Annotated in this window: 16 protein-coding genes; 6 read left to right on the top strand and 10 right to left on the bottom strand. The window is 67.3% G+C overall.

The annotated features are described in order from the left end of the window. Positions 1-9: 9 nt before the first annotated feature. The 3 genes from KME82_RS04435 to KME82_RS04425 form a co-directional block, all read right to left on the bottom strand. A complete protein-coding gene (locus tag KME82_RS04435; protein ID WP_215497454.1) occupies positions 10-2,130 on the bottom strand; it encodes a TonB-dependent siderophore receptor in 2,121 nt (706 codons plus the stop codon). A 210-nt stretch (positions 2,131-2,340) separates the two neighbouring features. After that, a complete protein-coding gene (locus KME82_RS04430; RefSeq protein WP_215497453.1) occupies positions 2,341-2,766 on the bottom strand; it encodes an HIT family protein in 426 nt (141 codons plus the stop codon). A 24-nt stretch (positions 2,767-2,790) separates the two neighbouring features. Then, the gene (locus tag KME82_RS04425; protein WP_215497452.1) at positions 2,791-4,011 is read right to left on the bottom strand and encodes an aspartate aminotransferase family protein; all 1,221 of its coding nucleotides are present in this window, start codon (positions 4,009-4,011) and stop codon (positions 2,791-2,793) included. Between the two features lie 249 nt (positions 4,012-4,260). Between KME82_RS04425 and KME82_RS04420 the strand changes: the two genes are divergently transcribed. After that, entirely contained in the window at positions 4,261-5,850 is a 1,590-nt protein-coding gene (locus KME82_RS04420) for a M20/M25/M40 family metallo-hydrolase (protein WP_215497451.1), read from the top strand. Positions 5,851-6,781: 931 nt separating this feature from the next. Here the strand turns inward: KME82_RS04420 and KME82_RS04415 are convergent. Together KME82_RS04415 and KME82_RS04410 are read right to left on the bottom strand one after the other, a co-directional pair. After that, on the bottom strand, positions 6,782-7,600 hold the full coding sequence (locus tag KME82_RS04415) for an SDR family oxidoreductase (protein WP_056116424.1): 819 nt from the start codon (positions 7,598-7,600) through the stop codon (positions 6,782-6,784). A gap of 152 nt (positions 7,601-7,752) precedes the next feature. Further along, positions 7,753-8,412 (bottom strand): serine/threonine protein kinase, encoded by a 660-nt coding sequence (locus KME82_RS04410; RefSeq protein ID WP_215497450.1) that lies wholly within the window; start codon positions 8,410-8,412, stop codon positions 7,753-7,755. A gap of 221 nt (positions 8,413-8,633) precedes the next feature. Here KME82_RS04410 and KME82_RS04405 point away from each other — a divergent pair, with 221 nt between their 5' ends. Continuing rightward, positions 8,634-10,649 (top strand): bifunctional DedA family/phosphatase PAP2 family protein, encoded by a 2,016-nt coding sequence (locus tag KME82_RS04405; RefSeq protein ID WP_215497449.1) that lies wholly within the window; start codon positions 8,634-8,636, stop codon positions 10,647-10,649. Positions 10,650-10,921: 272 nt separating this feature from the next. On the opposite strand, the gene KME82_RS04400 is transcribed toward KME82_RS04405, so the two are convergent. The 4 genes from KME82_RS04400 to KME82_RS04385 all read right to left on the bottom strand — a co-directional run bounded on the left by KME82_RS04400 (position 10,922) and on the right by KME82_RS04385 (position 14,264). After that, positions 10,922-11,509: an LON peptidase substrate-binding domain-containing protein gene (locus KME82_RS04400; protein WP_215497448.1), complete on the bottom strand. Its 588-nt coding sequence runs from the start codon at positions 11,507-11,509 to the stop codon at positions 10,922-10,924. 217 nt (positions 11,510-11,726) lie between these two features. Beyond that, on the bottom strand, positions 11,727-13,100 hold the full coding sequence (mpl, locus tag KME82_RS04395) for a UDP-N-acetylmuramate:L-alanyl-gamma-D-glutamyl-meso-diaminopimelate ligase (protein WP_215497447.1): 1,374 nt from the start codon (positions 13,098-13,100) through the stop codon (positions 11,727-11,729). Between the two features lie 53 nt (positions 13,101-13,153). After that, positions 13,154-13,666: a hypothetical protein gene (locus tag KME82_RS04390; protein ID WP_215497446.1), complete on the bottom strand. Its 513-nt coding sequence runs from the start codon at positions 13,664-13,666 to the stop codon at positions 13,154-13,156. Positions 13,667-13,685: 19 nt separating this feature from the next. Then, positions 13,686-14,264, bottom strand: coding sequence for an adenylate kinase (locus tag KME82_RS04385; protein ID WP_215497445.1), 579 nt, complete (start codon positions 14,262-14,264; stop codon positions 13,686-13,688). A 204-nt stretch (positions 14,265-14,468) separates the two neighbouring features. On the opposite strand from KME82_RS04385, the gene KME82_RS04380 reads away from it, so the two are divergent. From KME82_RS04380 to KME82_RS04365, 4 genes are all read left to right on the top strand, one after another. Continuing rightward, a complete protein-coding gene (locus tag KME82_RS04380) occupies positions 14,469-15,749 on the top strand; it encodes a 6-phosphofructokinase (RefSeq protein ID WP_215497444.1) in 1,281 nt (426 codons plus the stop codon). Positions 15,750-15,758: 9 nt separating this feature from the next. Further along, a complete protein-coding gene (locus tag KME82_RS04375) occupies positions 15,759-16,583 on the top strand; it encodes a helix-turn-helix domain-containing protein (protein ID WP_215497443.1) in 825 nt (274 codons plus the stop codon). 393 nt (positions 16,584-16,976) lie between these two features. Next, a complete protein-coding gene (locus KME82_RS04370) occupies positions 16,977-17,417 on the top strand; it encodes a VOC family protein (RefSeq protein ID WP_215497442.1) in 441 nt (146 codons plus the stop codon). Positions 17,418-17,707: 290 nt separating this feature from the next. Next, the gene (locus KME82_RS04365) at positions 17,708-18,511 is read left to right on the top strand and encodes a hypothetical protein (RefSeq protein ID WP_215497441.1); all 804 of its coding nucleotides are present in this window, start codon (positions 17,708-17,710) and stop codon (positions 18,509-18,511) included. Positions 18,512-18,625: 114 nt separating this feature from the next. On the opposite strand, the gene KME82_RS04360 is transcribed toward KME82_RS04365, so the two are convergent. Continuing rightward, complete coding sequence (locus tag KME82_RS04360; protein WP_215497440.1) at positions 18,626-19,156, bottom strand: hypothetical protein; 531 nt, start codon at positions 19,154-19,156, stop codon at positions 18,626-18,628. Between the last annotated feature and the right edge of the window lie 684 nt (positions 19,157-19,840).

Genomic DNA, 19,840 nt, shown 5'->3' with positions numbered 1-19,840 from the left:
CAGATTTAGTTAGAAGGTGAAGCTCGCGCTCAAACCGATGGTGCGCCGCGCACCGAACCAGCAATCGCCGCGGCCGCCGCAGTAGCTGAAATAGCGCTTGTCGGTGAGGTTGGTGACGTTGAACGCCCAGCGCCAGGCGCCGGTGTCGTAGGACAGCATCGCATCGCCGAGCACGACCGACGGCGTGGTCGGGCTGGGCGGTTCGACAAAATCGCTGAAATAGCGCACGCCCAGGCCGGCGGCGAAACCGTCGCGTCCGCCGATGCTGAAGCGCTGCTTGCCCCATACCGCGGCCTGATGGCGCGGCGCCGGCGTCAGCTGCTTGTCGTTGTCGAGATAGTTGTAGTGCGCGGTGATGTCGAAGCTGGAGGTGATTTTTCCCGACAGTTCCAGCTCCAGGCCGCGGGTCTTGGTCTTGCCGGCCTGGGTGTTGACGTTGGGATTGGACGGATCGGGCACCAGGCGGTTTTCTTCGCGCAGTTCGTAGGTCGCGGCGGTGAAACTCAGATCGCGCCCGGCCGGTTCGAACTTGACGCCGGCCTCGACCTGCTCGCCCTTCTGCGGCTGGTAGCGCGCACCGGTGATGGCATTGGTGCCGCCCACCGGGGTGAAGGATTCGCTGTAGCTCACGTACGGCGACCAGCCGGCCCAGTCGTGGAACATCACGCCCAGGCGCCTGGTGGTGGCGCTGGACTTTTCGTCCGCCGCGCCGACCAGGCCGCTCTTGGCGCGATCGTGGCGCAATCCGGCGACGACGATCCAATGCTCGCCGATGCGCATCTGGTCCTGCAGGTACAGGCCGACTTGGCGCTGGCTGGTCTTGACGTCCGCGCCGAGCGGCGGCGGCGTGTACGGCGGCGGGACCGGATTGAACACGTCGATCGGCGGCAAGGTGCCGCCGCGCTCGGGCGCGCCGTCGAAGCTCTGCGCTTCGTCTTGCTTGAAGCGGATTGCATCCAGGCCGAGCAGCATCTGATGCTCGACCGCGCCGGTCTTGAAGAGGCCTTCGACGTGCTGGTCGATGTTCTGCATCCGCGCCTTGTTGTTGGCGAACCAGCCTTCGCGGTTGATCACGCGCTGCTGCGGATCGATGAAAGGATTGAGCGGATTGCTGAAGGGATCGGCGTAGACGGTGACGTAGTCGACCTCGTTGCGCGAGGCACGGAACGACTGCTGGAACGACCAGTTCTCGTTGAAGCGGTGCTCGAACTGCCAGCCCGCGCTGGTGTGGTCGGTGTCGTAGTGGTCGCCGAGGTTGCCGATGAAACGGCTGGCGGGGATGCGGCCGTTCGGGTTCGGCGCGATCAGGCCGCTCCACTGGAAGAACTGCGAGGTCGAGCCGGTGCGGTCCTGCTGCCAGCGGAACTGGAAGGTCAGCGAGGTGTCTTCGCTCGGGCGCCAGGTCAGCGACGGCGCGAACAGCCGGCGATCGTCGTTGACGTGATCGACCTGGGTATCGCTGTCGCGCACCAGGCCGACGAGCCGGTACAGCCAGGTGCCATCGGCGGTCAGCGGGCCGGTGATGTCGGCGTTGATCTGGCGGCGGTCGAAGCTGCCGAGCTGGACGCCGATCTCGCGCCGGGCCTGGGTCTGCGGGCGCTTGCTGACCAGGTTGATGACGCCGGCGGTGCTGCCTTGTCCGAACAGCATCGACGCCGGGCCGCGCAGCACTTCGATGCGCTCGAGCATGTACGGATCGGTGCGGGTGGTGCTGGTGTAGTAGTTGAACGCGCTGCGCAGGCCGTCGAGGTATTCGGTGGGATCGCTGCCGCGGATCAGGGTCCAGTCGCCGCGCGAGTCCAGACCATAGGCCTCCGAGCGCACGCCGGCGGCGTAATTGAGGGCGTCCTGGACGTTCTGCGCGCCCTGGTCGCGCATCTGTTCGCCGGTGACCACGGTGATCGCCTGCGGGGTTTGCGAAATCGGGGTGTCGGTCTTGGTCGCGCTGGTGGCATTGGCGGCCTTGTAACCGCTCGATTGGCCCTGGACGACGATGTGATCGAGGGTGGTGGCCTGCTTGTCGGAGGCGTCGGCCTCGGCGGCGGCGGGATCGGCCGCCCACGCGGGCGCGCTCAGGAACAAAGCGATGGCCAGGGCCAAGGGCGCCGGAAGGTGGCGGCTGCAGGACATGCGGGGGGACTCCGAAGTTGAAGCAAACGAGAATTATTATCGTTTGATCCAAAAGCCCGCGTAAAGCCCCTTAGCCGCGATCGGGGCATCGCAAAACGACGCGAAGCGTTGCGAAAAGCGGCGCAGAGCCGCGCTCGTACGGATGCTTCCGGCCTGTCGGCGGCCGCGGAAAGCGTTTGTCTCAGGCGCGGACTGCCTCAGCCCCGCGGGTCAAAGCCGGGCGGCGATGCGTTCGGCGAGCGCATCCAGGCTCGGGCGATCGGCGGGCACCGGCAAGCCGTGGCGATACAGGCGAACAATGCCGTCGTCCACGCGACGCGGCTGCACATGCAGATGCACGTGCGGGACTTCCTGGCCGCCCGCTTCGCCATTGGACTGCCACAGGTTCAGCCCGGCCGGTCGCTGATCGGCGGCCAGGGCCTTGGCGATACGCACCGCGATCGCCATCAACTGTCCCGCCGTCGCCTCATCGATGGCGTACAGATCGGGAATATGCCGCAGCGGCACGATCAGCACGTGGCCGGGTACGGCCTGACGCAAATCCATGAACGCGACGACGCGATCGTCGCGATACACGAAACTCGCCGGCGCCCGGCCGGCGATGATGTCGCAGAACACGCACTCGTATTCGCTCATCGCCGATGCCGCCGCACGCCGCGCTCAGCGGCCGAGAAACTGCAGCAGCGCCGCGCGCAGACGCGCCAGCCCCTCGGCCACGTCGGCGTCGCCGATGTTGAGCGCGGGCACGAAACGCAGCACGTCCGGACCGGCCTGCAGGGTCAGCAGGCCGTGTTCGACGCAGCGATCGAGGATTTCGCCGGCCTTGCCCGCGTGTTCTTCGCGCAACTGCGCGCCGATCATCAGGCCGCGGCCGCGCACTTCCACGAACAGATTCAACTCGGCGTCCAGCGCGGCCAGTCCGGCGCGGATCGCCTGCGCCTGGCGCTCGACGTTGGCCATCAGCTCGGGCGAGCGCAGTTCGCGCAAGGCCGCGCCGGCCACCGCCGCCGCCAGCGGATTGCCGCCGAAGGTGGTGCCGTGCGCGCCGAACTGCATCGACTGCGCGGCCTTGGGACCGACCAGCATCGCGCCGATCGGAAATCCGCTGCCCAGCGCCTTGGCCAGGGTCACCGCATCGGGTGTCACGCCATAGGCATGGCAGGCGAACAACTCGCCGGTGCGGCCCATGCCGCACTGGATTTCATCGAGGATCAACAGCGCGCCGTGGCGATCGCACAACTCGCGCAGGCCGCGCAGGAACGCATCGGTGGCCGGCGTCACCCCGCCCTCGCCCTGCACCGGTTCGACCAGCACCGCGCAGACCGCGCCGTCGGCCATCGCCGCTTCGGCCGCGGCCAGATCGTTGAAGTCGCTGTAGCGAAAACCCGGCGGCAGCGGTTCGAAACCTTCGTGGTACTTGGGCTGCGCGGTGGCGGTGACCGCGGCCAGGGTGCGGCCGTGGAAACTGCCGCGGAAACTCAAAATCACCCGGCGCTCGGGCTCGCGCCCCTGCACGGTGGCCCATTTGCGCGCCAGCTTGATCGCCGCCTCGTTGGCTTCGGCGCCGGAATTGCACAGGAATACGCGCTCGGCGAAACCCGAGGCCGACACCAGTTGCTCGGCCAGACGCAGCGGCGGTTCGCTGATGAACACGTTGCTGGTATGCCACAGCTTGCCGGCCTGTTCGGTCAGCGCCGCGATCAGCGCCGGATGCGCGTGGCCGAGCGCGTTGACCGCGATGCCGGCGCCGAAGTCCACGTACTCGCGTCCGTCCAGATCCCAGATCCGCGAGCCTTTGCCGTGGTCGAGCACGATCCGGCGCGGGCGATAGACGGGCAGGTAATAGCGCTCGGAAAGCGCGTACAGCGAGGCGGTGTCCATGGGGGCGGCAACGAGGTGGGGAGCGGAACGGCCATTGTCGCCGATCGCTGCGGCGGTTGCAGTGTCCGCGGTGGGCGCTGCGCGATGCGGGCGCTACGACCCACCGCGCCGCCGCCGTTGCGGTCATGATCGGCCCACGCCGATGGTCGGGGCCGCGGGTTGCGGCGTATTTGCACGATCTGCCCGACCCGCCGCATCGGCGCTTCGCGCCCCGCCCGCTTCAAGTTTGCCTACGACGAGGGAAACGCCATGAGTTCACGCAGTCGCCGCACCGCTTCGCTGTTGTCCGCCGCACTGACACTGGCCTTGCTGCCGATCGTATCGGCGGCGGTCACGCCGCCCAGGATCGAAATCACCGAAACCGCCGCCTTCGACGCCGCCAGCGTGCCGGCCTTCGCCGGCGACTACGCCGACGTCTACGCGCACCTGCACCAGCATCGCGACGCCGACCTCGCCCAGTTGCAGCGCTGGGTGCGGCAGCCGTCGATCAGCGCGCAGAACCAAGGCATCGCGCAGATGGCCGAGTTGCTGCGCAAGGATCTGCAGACCCTGGGCTTTCGCGACACCGCGCTGGTGCCGACCTCGGGGCATCCGGGCGTTTACGGTTACTACGACGCCGGCGCCGAACACACGCTGGTGGTCTACATGATGTACGACGTGCAGCCGATCGAGCCGACCGGCTGGAAGGTCGACGCCTTCGCCGGCACCCTGGTCGACGATCCCGCGCTCGGCAAAGTGCTGATGGCGCGCGGCGCGACCAACCAGAAAGGTCCGCAGCGCGCCTTCCTCAATGCGCTCGACGCGATCATCAAGGTGCGCGGCAAACCGCCGGTGAACCTGATCGTGCTGGCCGAGGGCGAGGAAGAGCTCGGTTCGCCGCATTATCCGGAAGTGGTCGCCAAGTACGAGGCGCAGCTGCGCAAGGCCGACGGCGTGTTCTTCCCGATGAACACCCAGGATCGCGACGGACAGGCGTCGATGTTCCTCGGGGTCAAGGGCATTCTTTATATGGAACTGGAAGCCAAGGGCAACGCCAAGACAGGCGGACCGCAGCGCGCCGAAGTGCATGGCTCGCTCGCCGCCAAGCTCGATTCGCCCAGTTGGCGCCTGGTGCAGGCGCTGGCGACCTTGACCACGCCCGACGGCGAGATCGCGGTCCCCGGTTATCGCGATGCGATCCGCGCGCCGAACGCGGAAGAACAGCGCTTGTTCAACGGCATCGTGCGCGGCCGCGAGCGCGAGCAGGCCAAGCAGCTCGAATCGCTGGGCGCGGCGCGCTGGAAGAACGGCCGCAGTTTCCGCGACGCGGCCGCGGCGGAGTTGTTCGACACCACGCTCAATATCGATGGACTGGTGGCGGGTTACACCGGCGAAGGGGTCAAGACCATCCTGCCGCATCGCGCGGTGGCCAAGGTCGACTCGCGCCTGGTGCCGGACCAGACGCCGGATCAGGCGCTGGCGCTGATCCGCAAGCAACTCGATGCGAAGGGGTTCGACGACATCGAAATACGCAAATTGTCGGGCTATCCACCGGCGCAGAGCTCGGTGGACGCGCCGCTGACGCGCGCGGCCTTGGGCGTGTATCGCAAATACGGACAGACCCCGCCGGTCGCGCCGCGCATCGGCGGCAGTGCGCCGTATTACGTGTTCACCCAGACCTTGGGGTTGCCGATGATCGCCGGTGGGTTGGGGCATGGCAGCGGGGCGCATGCGCCTAACGAGTACATGGTGGTGGAACCGCTCAAGGAGTCGAAGGTGGCGGGGTTGGAGGAAGGGGAGCGGTTCTATGTGGATCTGTTGTATTCGTTGGCGGATGCGTTGAAGCGGCCGGGTAAGTGAGCGGGCTGGTTGGGCTGGCGTGGTTGTTCGATTGTCGCGGTCGGGGCTGAAGCTCCCTCCCACAAAAGTGGGCGGGATTGCGTCGAGACTTGCCGGATCGACTCGTATTGCCGTTGCCGTTGCCGTTGCCGTTGCCGTTGCCGTTGCTTGAAGCTTAGCTTTGGTTTTGGCCCGGCGCAGCTTGTAACTCGCGATGCAATAGCAGGCCCGGAGGGCGGCACGCATGGATGCGTGCCGTAGGCCACCCAGGACATGGATGTCCTGTGTGGCCTACCCCCGCGTATGCACCGCACTCGCGGGCTCCTGATTCGAAACAGGAACGCCTTTTTCTTTGGTGACTTTTGACCGAAGGGAATCCAGGCGGACTTTTGTGGCTCTGGACAAAAGAAAGTTACCCGCCGCTTTAGTGGCGGAAGCTCTTGATGTTGCTTCAAGCTTCAAGCTTCAAGCTTTGAAGCCTTCAAGCCAAAGGCAGGATCAACAGCTTTCGTCCGCAAGCGGCCGAGTTACTTTCTTTTGTCAAAAGCGACAAAAGAAAGGTAACCAAAGAAAAACGCTTTTCTTTGAATCAAGAGCCCGCGCGTGCGGTGCAGACGCGGGCATGCGCCACACGAGACATCCTGTCTCGGTGGCGCACGGCGCACATCCATGTGCGCCGCCCTTCGGGTGTCCTGTTCGCCTCGCGAGTAACATGCCTCGCAGCGCCGGGAATGAAATCTGACTTCAGGCGAAAGCCGCGTGGGCTACCTGTAGGAGCGGCGCAAGCCGCAACCGCGCCATCACGGCAACGGCGCAGCGTTCGTCGTAGTTGCGTTCCCGCGGTCGCGGCTCGCGCAGCTCCTACAGGGGCTGCGGTCACTACGGCACGCTCATGCTGACGCGCTGCGTAAGTGAGATGGCGCCCGCGCTCTACGCGTCGATCACGACCGACTCAACCCAAGAACAAATCCGGCAACAACGACTTGCTCGGATCGACCGCATATTTGCTGAAATCGGTCACGCCCGCCTCAGTCAACACCTCCTCATCGATCAGGAAGCGCCCATAGAAATCCTGCGCCGGACGCACTAGCACCGCATGCACCGCATCGGCCACGATCTCCGGCTTGCGGCAGCGATCCAGCGCAACCCCCGGAATCAGGTTCAAGGCATCGGTGGCGATGATCGTCTTCGGCCACAACGCGTTGACCGCGATCCCGCGCGGACCGAACTCGCCGGCCAAGCCCAGGGTCACGAAGCTCATGCCCATCTTCGCCAAGGTGTAACCGGTATGCGGCGCCCACCACTTCACGTCCAGGCTCGGCGGCGGCGCCAGGGTCAGGATGTGCGGGTTGGCGGCCTGCTGCAGATACGGCAGGCAGGCCTGCGCGCACAGGAAACTGCCGCGCGCGTTGACCTGCTGCATCAGGTCGAAACGCTTCATCGGCGTGTCGAGCGCGCCGCGCAGCCAGATCGCGCTGGCGTTGTTGACCAGGATATCGAGCCCGCCGAACGCATCGACGGTCGCGGCGACCGCGGCGTTGACTTCGTCTTCCTCGCGGATGTCGCACTTGAGCGCCAGCGCGCGGCCGCCGGCGGCTTCGACTTCGGCCGCGACGCTGTGGATGGTGCCCGGCAGCTTGGGATTGGCGACCGAGGACTTGGCCGCGATGGCGATGTTGGCGCCGTCGCGCGCGGCGCGCAGCGCGATCTCGCGGCCGATGCCGCGCGACGCGCCGGTGATGAAGAGGGTCTTGCCTGAGAGGCTGGTCATGGATATGGCCGTGAATGGGGAATCGGGAATAGGGAATCGGTACGGCAAAAGCAAAAGCAAAAGCACAAACCCAATCCTAATCCCAATCGTCGCGCCCCAGATCGCAGCGCCCCTTCAACGATTCCCGATTCCTAATTCCCAATTCCCGGCCGTCAGGGCTTCGGCCCCTGCCCCTCGTTGTCCTCCCAGTGCAGGATGCGCCGGGTTACGAAGCGGTAGACCGGTTTGCCGGTCGCGAACCAGGCTTCGCGCAGCCAGGAATGACGCTTGAGCACGCGCCGTTCGACCGGGGTCAGCGCCTGCGGGCAATAGGTGCGTTTGTGCTTGAGCAGGTGGCGCAGGTCCTCGCGCGCGAGCAGGCGCATCCAGCGCGAGCGCGGATCGCCGCGGGTGGCGAGTTGGAAGTCGATGATCGCCGGGGTGCCGTCGATCAGCACCAGCCAGTTGGCCTCCTTGGCCAGATCGTTATGCGCCAGGCCGCGCTGGTGCAGGCGCTGGAGCAGGCGCCGCGCTTGCCGGAAATAGGCCAGATCGCCACGCGGCGGGCGCTGGTACATGGCCGCGCCGTCGAGATAGCTGCGATCGAGCCGGCGACCGTCCCAGCGCAACAGCTGCGGCGTCGCCTCCAGGCCGTCGACACGTTGCAGCGCGCGCGCCTCGCGCCGCGCCAGCCACCACGCCGGCAAGCGCAACCACCACGGCACATGGGCCAGATCGCGACGCACGAACAGGCCGTCGCCGTCGCGCATCAACGCGATCCGGCCAAAACTGTCGGCCTTGAGCGCGGCCACTTCGGTAACTTCGGGGGGCATTGGGGGAAGTGTACTTCGCGGGGAATCGGGAATCGGGAATCGGGAATCGGGAATCGGGAATCGGGAATCGGGAATCGGGAATCGGGAACAGCAAAAGGCCCTGGGCTCGTTGACGCAAGCCAACCGGTGCATCCGGCTTCCACTATTCCCGACTCCCTATTCCCGATTCCCGGCCCCATCCAGTCACCCGCGCCACAGAGAGCGCTGCCTATAATCGTCCGATGGACTCAGCCTGGCTTGAAAGCGCGACCGCATGGATCGCGGCCCATCCGATCGCCGCGGGCGTGGTGATCTTCCTGATCGCCTTCTGCGACGCGCTCATCATTCTCGGTATCGTGGTGCCGGCGCTGCCGCTGCTGTTCGCGGTCGGCACCCTGGTCGGCCTGGGCCATATCAACGGCCCGTATGCGCTGGCCTGCTCGACCCTCGGCGCGTTCGCCGGCGACGGCCTGAGCTATTGGATCGGCTACCGGTGGGGCCCGCAGTTGCGCCAACGCTGGCCGTTCTCGCGTTATCCGCAGTGGCTCGACCGCGGCGAAACCCTGTTCCACCGCCACGGCAGCAAGAGCATCCTGATCGCCCGCTTCGTCGGCGCAATCCGGCCGTTCGTGCCGGCCATCGCCGGCATGCTGCGCATGCCGATGCGTCGCTACGCCTTGCCCAGCCTCGTCGCCTGCGTCGGTTGGTCGGCGCTGTTCCTCGCGCCGGGCTGGGTGCTCGGCGCGTCCTACGACGCGGTGGCGGCGGTCGCCGACCGGCTCGCGATCGTGCTCGGCGCGCTGCTGATCGCGGTGGCGCTGGTCTGGGCGACGGTGCTCTACACCTGGCGCTGGTTCGCCTCGCACGCCAACAACCTGCTCGCGCGCGCGCTGCTGTGGACCCGCGCGCATCCGCACCTGGGCCGCTATGCCGGCGCGCTGATCGATCCGAACCGCCCCGAATCGGCCTCGCTGGTGATGCTGGCGGTGTGCCTGCTCGCGATCAGCTGGATCTGGTTCACCCTGCTGGCGACCCTGCTCGCCAGCGGCGGGCCGCTGCAGATCGATCACACCGTCCACGAGTTCATGTGGACCCTGCGCAATCCGCTCGCCGACCGGCTGATGGCCGCATTGGCCTGCCTCGGCGACGCGCAAGTGCTGGCCCCGGCCTCGCTGGCGGTGCTGGCCTATCTGGCCTGGCGTCGGCGCTGGATGGCCGCGGCGCATTGGGTCGGCGCGATCGTGTTCGGGCTGGCGCTCACCTCGTTGCTGGAAGCGGCGATCGACATGCCGCGTCCGCCGACCGCGCCGGCCGGCTTCGGCTTCCCGTCGGTCGCGGTCACCATGACCACGATCGTGTTCGGCTTCTTCGCGGTGTTGATCGCGCGCGAGTTGCCCGGTCGGCAGCGGGTATGGCCTTACCTGCTGGCCGGCGTGGTCACCACCCTCGTCGGATTTTCGCGGCTGTACCTGGGCGCGCACTGGCCCAGCGATCTGGTCGGCGGCACCTTGTTCGGCATCGTCTGGCTGCTGGTGCTCGGCATCGCCTATCGCCGCCACGTCGCGCGTTCGTTCTGGATGCGGCCGCTGGCATGGTTGTTCTACAGCGTGTTCGTCGCCGCCGCGCTGTGGCATGCGCCGCGCTCGGCCGATGCGCTGCTGGCCAAGTTCGCCTCGGCCACGCCGACCACGGTGTTGAACGCCGATGCGTGGTGGAAACACGATTGGACCACCTTGCCCGCGCAACGCAACGAAAGCGACGCGCGCCGACGCTGGCCGCTGGATCTGCAGATCGCCGGGCCCTTGCCGCCGCTGCGCGCGACCTTGGAAGCCAACGGCTGGCGAGTACAACCGCAGGCCGACTGGCTGGCGACGATTGCCTTGCTCGATGACGACACCCCGGCGCGCGATCAAGTGGTGCTGCCGGCGACCCTCGACGCGCAGGCCGAAACCTTGCTGATGCTGCGCGACGGGCCGACCCCGGATATTCAATACGCGCTGCGCCTGTGGCCGGCGCCGGCGGTGCTGTCCGACGGCACGCCGCTGTGGATCGGCACCACCCAGACCTTGAAGCTCAACAAGCCGTTCGATTCGGCCGCGCTGTGGTTGCCGCAGCCCGACGATGGCAACGCGCATGCGCAGGTGCGCAGGGCGCTGACCGGTTTCACCATGATCCAGCAGGCGCATCCGAAGAACGGGGTGGAGGTGCTGCGGATGCAATCGCAGTATCGGGTGCCGGGGGCTGTGCCGGGGCCTTGAGTGGTTTTGGGGTTCGGGGTCAAAGCAAAAGTAAAAGCAAATCCCCCCTGCCCCCTTTTTCAAAGGGGGGAACCCGTGTTGAGGGATTCGCGGCGGCGGGCGATCTGTAGCTTCGGGTGGAGATTTGCTCGAACAAGAGCGAGTCGCAGCGTGGTGCGTCGCGACCAACCAAGCTCAACAATCTCACCCGAAGCTTCCCCCGTTGAAAAAGGGGGGCTAGGGCGGATTTGCTTTTGCTTTTGCCGTAGCCGCGGCGCCACGCCTTCAACGACTCAAGGCAACAACGCCAACACCTGATCCAGCCGCGCATGCGGATCGTCCAGTTGCAGCAGCATCTGCCGCTGCGACAACGTCAACGGCAACAGTTCGGCCAGCCGCCAACCCACCCAGGACGCCTCGTCGAAACGCGAATGCGCGGCCTTGCTGTGCTCGCCGCCGGCCTGCTCGAACAAGCGCTCCAGCAAGGTCACCAGCAGCGAATGCTCGGGCCGCACGACTTCGTCGGGATCGGGCTCGCACCAGCGCACGTCCGCGACCTGCAGACCGTTGTCGCGCACCCGCACGCGGTCGGCGTGGAAGCGCCGCGCGCCGCGCACCCGCAGGGTCAACAGGCCGTCGTCGCCGGTGCCGAAATCCTCGATCACCGCCTCGGTGCCGAACGCCGCCGCCGCGGCCGGCGCACAGACCTCCTGGCCATCGATGATCAGGCAGACCCCGAAGCCGCGACCGACCCGGCCGCATTCGCGCACCAGGTCGAGGTAACGGCGTTCGAACACGCGCAAGCTCAGCGAGCCGCCCGGCAACAGCACGGTGTGCAGCGGGAACAATCCCAGCGATTCGGCGGCGGGCTCGGAGGACATGGCCGCAGTGTACCCGGCCCCAGGGCGGCGTTTCGAGCGGTTCATCCACGCGGTCGAAACGCATGGCGGCTCGCGCCGGAAGCATGACGGCGCGACGCATCGGCGCACCTGGCGCCGGTAAAACGCGGCCGCGATCGCATCATCGCTGTCGACGCATCGACCCACGCTTCAACGCTTCACCCAAGCCGAAGCAAATCCCGCCTTCACCAATCCCGAATCACGAATCCCCAATCCCGATTTCCGCAAAAAATCGCCGCGGCGCCCCATCGAAGCCGCCGTTGGACATGAACACGACGTGGTCGCCGGCGCGCACGCGTTCGCGCAACGCGGCGATCAAGCCATCGGCGTCGGCCACGGTCACGCCTTCGCCGCGCAGACCGGCGAGAACCTTGCCCGCATCCCAGGCCAGTTCCGGCCGATGCAGGAACACGACGACGTCGGCGCCGTCGAGCGACGGCGCGAGCGCATCGGAATGCGCGCCCAGCCGCATCGAATTGCTGCGCGGCTCCATCGCCACCACGATCCGCGCGTCGCCCACGCGCGCGCGCAAGCCGGCGAGCGTGGTCGCAATCGCGGTCGGGTGATGGGCGAAGTCATCGTACACGGTGATCCCGCCGGCCTCGCCGATCACTTCGAGCCGGCGCTTGACGCTGCGGAATCCGGCCAGCGCCGGCAACACCGAAGCGACCTCGACCCCGACCGCGTTGGCCGCGGCGAGCGCCGCCAAGGCGTTCATGACGTTGTGGCGACCGAGCAAGGGCCAGCGCACTTCGCCGATGTCGCGGCCGCGATGGATCACCACGAACGCGCTGCCGTCGTCGGCCAGCAGCCGCGCGGTCCATTCGTAACCGGCCTTGCCTTCCAGGCCGAAACGTTCGACCGGTGTCCAGCAGCCCATCGCCAATACTTCGCTCAGGCGCTCGTCTTCGCCGTTGACGATCAGGCGGCCGCGGCGCGGCACGGTCCGCACCAGATGGTGGAACTGGCGCTGGATCGCGGCCACGTCGGGGAAGATATCGGCGTGGTCGTATTCCAGGTTATTGAGGATCGCCACCAACGGCCGGTAGTGGACGAACTTGCTGCGCTTGTCGAAGAACGCGGTGTCGTATTCGTCGGCCTCGACAACGAACTCGCGGCCGCCGCCGATGCGCGCGGACACGCCGAAATCCTCGGCCACCCCGCCGATCAGGAAGCCGGGCTCGCGGCCGGCAGCCTGCAGCAGCCAGGTCAGGATCGAAGTGGTCGTGGTCTTGCCGTGGGTGCCGGCGACCGCGAGCGTGTCGCGCCCGGGCAGCACCTGTTCGGACAGCCACTGCGCGCCGGAGGTGTACTTGCGCCCGTCGTCGAGCACCTGCTCGACCGCGGCGTTGCCGCGCGAGAGCGCGTTGCCGACCACGATCTGATCGCAATCGGCGGAAATGTGTTCGGGCTTGTAGCCCTGCTGCAGCGCGATGCCGAGCTGTTCGAGCTGGGTCGACATCGGCGGGTACACCGCCTGGTCGCTGCCTTCGACCTCATGCCCGAGTTCGCGAGCGAGCGCGGCGACGCCGCCCATGAAGGTGCCGGCGATGCCGAGGATATGAAGTTTCATCTGAGGCGAAGGTCTGAGGGTCGGAGAATGGAATGCAGCGGCGGGCCGCTGAATCAGTCTTGATTGCTGCGCAGCAAGGCAACCACGTCGGGGTCGTCGCTGGCGATGTCGAATTGGCCGTTATCGGTCGCGACGGATATGTTCAGGCACATGGCGCGTTTGCTGTCCTCGTCGGGCAACGCCGCGATCTTGTCCAGCAAAACCCGGGCCACCTGCTGGTTGAGCGCCGGCTCGCTCGCGAACATCGCCGCGACCGCGCTCGCTTCGGCCGATCCGCGGACCTCGGCCTCGATCTGCGCGCGCACCTTGTCGCCCGCCCTGACCAGCGCGCGATTACGTTCGTGCCATTTCCGGATCGAGGCCTTCATCGTGTCGGCTCGCGCCGGTGCCAGCGCGGCGCAGTAATCCAGGACCTCATGGACCACGAGCTGTTTAAGCGCGGGCAGCCGTGCGGCCGCGCCGCGGACTTCGCCGGGATTGTCGTAGCTCGAACGTTGCTGGGCGCCGACCAGCCCGCTGCATGCGGACAAAATCAGCGCCCAGGCGATGAGGGAAGAGGCGCGCACCGAGGATGGATCGGGCGACTCAACCCACCGTCGGCGCCGGCTCCAGCGCCTCGATGATGCGGGTGAACACTTCGTCCAGCGAACCCACGCCGTCGACCACGGTCAGGCGGCCGTGCTGGCGGTAATACTCGATGACCGGCGCGGTGACGTCGTCGTAGACCTTCAGACGGGTGCGCACGGCTTCGGGACTGTCGTCCTTGCGGCCCTGCTCGGCGGCGCGGCCGGCGATGCGCTCGACCAGCAGCTCGATCGGCACTTCCAGCTGCACGGCGAAGTCCATCGGCTGGCCGATCTTCTTGAGCAGCGCGTCCATCGCATCGGCCTGGGCCAGGTTGCGCGGGTAGCCGTCGAGGATGAAACCGCCGGCGGTGTCGGGACGCGAGAAGCGGTCCTCGAGCATGCCCAGCAGGATTTCGTCGCTGACCAGATTGCCGGCGTCCATCACCGCCTTGGCTTCCAGGCCCAGCTTGCTGCCGGCGGCCACTTCGGCGCGCAACAGATCGCCGGTGGAAATATGCGGCACCTGCAGATGCTCCTTGAGCCGCGTGGCTTGCGTGCCCTTGCCGGAACCGGGCGCGCCCAGTAGTACCAATCGCATCAACATCGCTCCTGAGACAACATGAAACCGTCGCACCCGCGCGCACTGCGCCGGGGCGGCCCGCCGGACCGCGCCCCAGATCGGCGATCGCCGACCTCGTCGCTGGCCCGTCCGCGGGGCGGCGCTACACTCACAGCCGCCATTCACCCGCCGGGGAATATTGCGGTCAGCTTACCGCAAACCGGCGCAAATCCTGGAATCCCCATGCCGACCGCGAAGTCCTCCGCAAAACCCGCTGGAAACCTGCTGTACGCGCAATCGGGCGGTGTGACCGCCGTCATCAACGCCACCGCCTCGGCGGTGATCGAGACCGCGCGGGCGCGCGGGATCAAGGTGCTGGCGGCCCGCAACGGCATCCTCGGCGCGCTGCGCGAGGAACTGATCGACACCTCCAGGGAGTCGGCCGCGGCGATCGCGGCCCTGGGCCATACCCCCGGCGGCGCGTTCGGCTCGTGCCGGGTCAAGCTGAAGTCGCTGGACGCCGACCGCGCCCGCTACGAGCGCCTGCTGGCCGTGCTCAAGGCCCACGACGTGCGCTGGTTCCTCTACAACGGCGGCAACGACTCGGCCGACACCGCGCTCAAGGTCTCGCGCCTGGCGGCCGAATTCGGCTATCCGCTGACCTGCATCGGCGTGCCCAAGACGGTCGACAACGACCTGGCGGTGACCGACTGCTGCCCCGGCTTCGGCTCGGCCGCCAAGTACACCGCGGTGTCGGTGCGCGAGGCCGCGCTGGACGTGGCGGCGATGGCCGAGACCTCGACCAAGGTGTTCGTCTACGAGGCGATGGGCCGCCACGCCGGCTGGCTCGCGGCCGCGGCCGGTCTGGCCGGCGACGGCGCGGACGCCGCGCCGCACCTGATCCTGTTCCCCGAGCGCCCCTACAACGAAGCCGATTTCTTCGCCAAGGTCAAAGCCACGGTCGAACGCGTGGGCTATTGCGTGGTGGTCGCCAGCGAAGGCATCCAGACCGCCGACGGCCGCTTCGTCGCCGATGCCGGCGGCGGCAAGGATTCGTTCGGCCACACCCAGCTCGGCGGGGTCGCCTCGCACCTGGCCGGGCGGGTCAAGGACGCGCTGGGCTACAAGGTGCACTGGGCGCTGCCGGATTATCTGCAGCGCTCGGCCCGGCATGTCGCCTCCAAGACCGACGTCGAACAGGCCCGTGCGGTCGGCAAGGCCGCGGTCGAGTACGCGCTCAAGGGCATGAACTCGGTGATGCCGGTGATCGTGCGCACCTCCGATTCGCCGTATCGCTGGAAGATCGAGGCCGCGCCGCTGGACAAGGTGGCCAATCACGAGAAGAAGATGCCAGCCGGGTTCCTGCGCAAGGACGGCTACGGCATCACCGCCGCCGCGCGGCGCTACCTGGAGCCGCTGATCCGCGGCGAGGCGCCGCCGCCGTACGGGCGCGACGGCCTGCCGAAGTACGTCGCGCTCAAGAACGTCGCGATCAAGCCCAAGCTGCCGCCGTTCGAGGGCTGAGCCCGGGCCATGTCCGCCGACGTGTCGCTGCTGCCGGAACTGCGCCCCTGGATCGAACAGGTCTGGGTCAGCGCGCGTCCGGCCGCGGCGCCCGCGCATGCGCGCGAGCACTCGCTTCCCAGCGGCGCGATGCATCTGGCGATCCGGCTCGATGGGCCGCCGCTGCGGTTGTATGCGGATGCGGCCGATCGGGTCGGGCGGGTGTATTCGCCTGCGGTGGTGGGCGGGGTGCGGGCTTCGTATTGCATCAAGGACACTTCGTTGCCGGCCGCTTCGGTTGGCGCGGTGCTACGGCCGGGCGCCGCGCTGGCGTTGTTCGGCGTGTCCGCGGCCGAGCTGGAAGGCGCGCATACCGATCTGCGCGACCTGTGCGGCGCGCAGGCCGATGCGTTGTACGAACGCCTGAGCGCGACGGCCGATCCGCGGCGACGACGCGCCGTGTTCGAACGCTTCCTGCGCGCGCGCCTGCGGCCGCTGCACGGGCTCGATCCGCAGATCGCCGACGCCCTGCAGCGATTGCAGCGCGAACCGATCGGCGCCGACGGCATCGCCGCACTCGCGCACGGCAGCGGCCGCAGCCACCGACACTTCATCGCCCGCTTTCGCGAGGCCGCCGGCCTGGCGCCCAAGCGTTATGCGCGGGTGCTGCGTTTCAAGCGCCTGCTGACGGCGTTGTCGGCGACGCCGCGGCCGGGCTGGGCGCAACTGGCGCTGGATGCGGGGTATTTCGATCAATCGCATTTGATCCGCGAGTTCCGCGAGTTCACCGGCGTGAGCCCGCGCGACTATGTGGCGGCCGATGCGGCGAGTGCGCATCATCTGCCGGTGGGTTGAGCGAGATGCGCTGAGGGCGCGATACCGGGTCTGGTTGTATCCGCGCGATCAAGCAGCGAGATCAGACAGCGAAGTGTGTAACCAAAGCAGGGATGGATGTCTGAGCAGAGGCATAGACAGAGGCCCGATCCCGATCTCAAACCTTCAAGCCCTTCAGAATGCCCCGAAGTTTTTTGTGGGAGGGGCTTCAGCCCCGATGCTTTTCTTTCAGATCGCGGTGCCGGATCGAAAAGCTTCGGGGTTGAAGCCCCTCCCACAAACGACCTCGGACCGGCTCGGGCAGACAGGCCAGCGCAAGCGCCCACGCCGTCGCACCGCTCCAGGTAAATTCCATCCAATCCAGCGCCCCACCGCCGGCGCAGACTCGCGATCACCTTCTCCCGGAGCCCCGCCATGGCCGTCCACGAACTGTTCTCCTACCTGTGCGTCGCCGACGCTCAGGCCGCGGTCGCGTTCTACTGCAAGGTCTTCGACGCCAGCGAAAAATTCCGCCTGGTCGAGCCCGGCGGCCGCATCGGCCACGTCGAACTCGACCTGGGCGGCACCACCTTGATGCTGTGCGAGGAATTTCCCGAGGTCGACATCCGCCGCCCCGAACCCGCGCGCGGCCACAGCCACACCCTGCACCTGCATGTCGACGACGCCGACGACGTGGTCGCGCGCGCGGTCGCCGCCGGCGCGCAGCTGGCGATGGCGCCGCGCGATCATTTCTACGGCGAACGCTCGGGCACGGTGATCGACCCGTTCGGCCATCGCTGGAACATCGGCCACAGCATCGAAAAAATCGAGCCCGACGAAATGCAGCGCCGCTACGATCAAGACCCCGACTGCTGAATCCAACCCAGCGCAGCGGATCGAACACGACCGATTCGGCCAAGCCGCGGAGCCGGCGCGGCGGCCGACGCATGACGGCTCGCGCCTGCCGCGGGCACATCCGCGCCTGACCGCCCAGGCCGAGCACCCCGTCACACTGTGCGCTGCGTCCGGTAATCGCGCCGCTGCGCGCGCGCGGTCATCGTCTACACATTGAATAGCCACTGAGATTGCGGCAATCTGCCGCCGCAAGCGTTCATGCGACACAGGGGCGCACGGACGCACAGTTTCATCATTTCAGGGAGTGCTCGATGAAAGGCAAGTTCTTACCGCTGCTGCTGCTCGTTCCGTCGCTGTCGGCCTTCGCCGACCAATGCGACGACAACTTCACCAAGAAGGGCAATCCCATCACCGGCGGCGAGTACTCCACCTCGGTGAAGATCGCCGGCCTGAGCACCGCCAGCGCGATCGGCCAGATGCGCAACATCGCCATCGGCAACAGCATGCAGATCCTCGACGAGGACCTGCAGGGCGGTTCGCTGCTGGTCGAGGAACCGGCCAGCGCCGTGCATCGTCCGCTGCCGATCAGCATCAGCGCGACCTCCGACGGCGAAGTCAGCATGGTGCTCAAGACCCGCAAGGGCTCGTTCGGCAACGCCGGCGAGATCAAGAAGGCCATGTGCGGCATGCTGACCCAGCTCAAGCCGGGCAAGACCGCGCCGGCGCGCGCCGCGGCCGCGGCGGCCAAGCCGATCGCGATGGCGGCCACCGCGCTGGCCACCGAGGTCGAGCAGCAGGCCAAGGAAAACGTCGCCGTCGTCGACACCCGTTACAAGGGCCGCGTCTACACGCTCAAGGGCGTGAACAAGGGCGTGACCACCGAAGGCGGCATCCTGCGCGTGTTCTACGACATGAACCCATCGCTGATCCCCGGCCTGACCCAGAGCCGCACCCTGCTCTACCAGACCCGGGTGATGTGCAAGCTGGCTTCCGACCAGAAGGGCTATGCGCTGTCGCTGCGGACCAACGACCGCATCAACCTCACCGGCACCTTCGACTACTACGAAGACGCCGAGCGCCTGGTGATCCTCAAGGATTGCCGCGCGGCCAAGTAATCGCCGCGCAGCTCGCCGCGAGCGAGACAAGAAAAAGGGCCGCATCGCGGCCCTTTTTCGTTATCCGGCGGATTCGTCGTCCGGCACGGATGCGGATCGATCGCCCCCTGCGGCTCAACCGCCGCAGGGCTTGCCCTCGACCGACATCGCCGCGGCGAACATCGGGATCGCCGCCAGCTTGTTGGCCGCGGCCTTTTCCTTTTCGTCCTGCAGGTACAGCCGCGACTTGCCCTGCGCGTCCAGGCTCGGCGGCACCGCGGCCGCGGCCGGCTTGCGCCAGATCCGCACCACCGCCTGCTGTTGCGGACAGGCCGCGCTGGGCACCCGGATCAGGTCGTTGAATTTCCAGCCGGCCGCCTCGGACGGCTTGGCCTTGGCCGCATCGACGAAGCGCGCGCGCGGCTGGCAGTTCGGACTGGTGCGCACGACCGCGAATTTGTACGGCGGTTCGGCCTGACCGGTGAACTGGCCTTCGATGCGCGCGCAGGCTTCGGGAATCTGCCGCAGCGTATGCACGCTGCCGACCGGCTGGGCGGCGATCGCGGCATCGCGTTTGATCTCCGGGACCGGATCGGCGGCGGCCGCCGCGGCGAGCATGGGGGCCAGCGCGAACAAGGCGCAGGCCAAGAGGGGGAGGCTTCGCATCGTCGGCTCCTGACTACAAGGCCGGAGCAGACTCGCACGCATCGGCTGAACCATGACTTCACCCGGGCAGGGCCGTCGCATGTACCGGCATGAGAACCGCGCGGAAGCACGAAGTCTTTTGTGGGAGGGGCTCCAGCCCCGACGCTCTCGGCTCCGATGCCGCGATCTGAAAGAAAGGCGTCGGGGCTGAAGCCTCTCCCACAAAAGACCTCCAACAAACCTCGCCGCTTGCATCGGCGCTCGCATCGGCGGCTCAGGATCGGTTTCAACCGCTTCCCGCGCGGCGACCCGCATATCGGCCACAAAACAAGCGCAGAACCACGAGGTCTTTTGTGGGAGGGGCTTCAGCCCCGACGCTTTCGGCTCCGATGCCGCGACCTGAAAGAAAGGCGTCGGGGCTGAAGCCCCTCCCACAACAGACCTTGCGGCTTGCCCGGGCCTGCTTGAACAGCGTCGCCTGCTCAGGTCCGTTATCGGAGCTGATCGACTGCGTCGTCGGTGCACGCCGCGTATTCAGCCGCGTCGCCGCCCTCGCGGCACCGATTGTCCACGCCACCCGAAACGTATCGACCCTGAAACCCGCCGCACACGATCCGTGACTTGGGTCGCAAGCCCGGACGTGGCACGCGGACGCGCGTCGCAGCCCGGCCGCGCCCGCTGACGCCGGCCCGGCGCCTATGCCAT

It is taken from the genome of Lysobacter capsici, assembly GCF_018732085.1.
GTDB classification, from domain to species: Bacteria; Pseudomonadota; Gammaproteobacteria; order Xanthomonadales; family Xanthomonadaceae; genus Lysobacter; species Lysobacter capsici_A.
The sequence above is the reverse complement of the archived record's forward strand: the minus strand, read 5'-3'. Positions and strand labels throughout refer to the sequence as shown.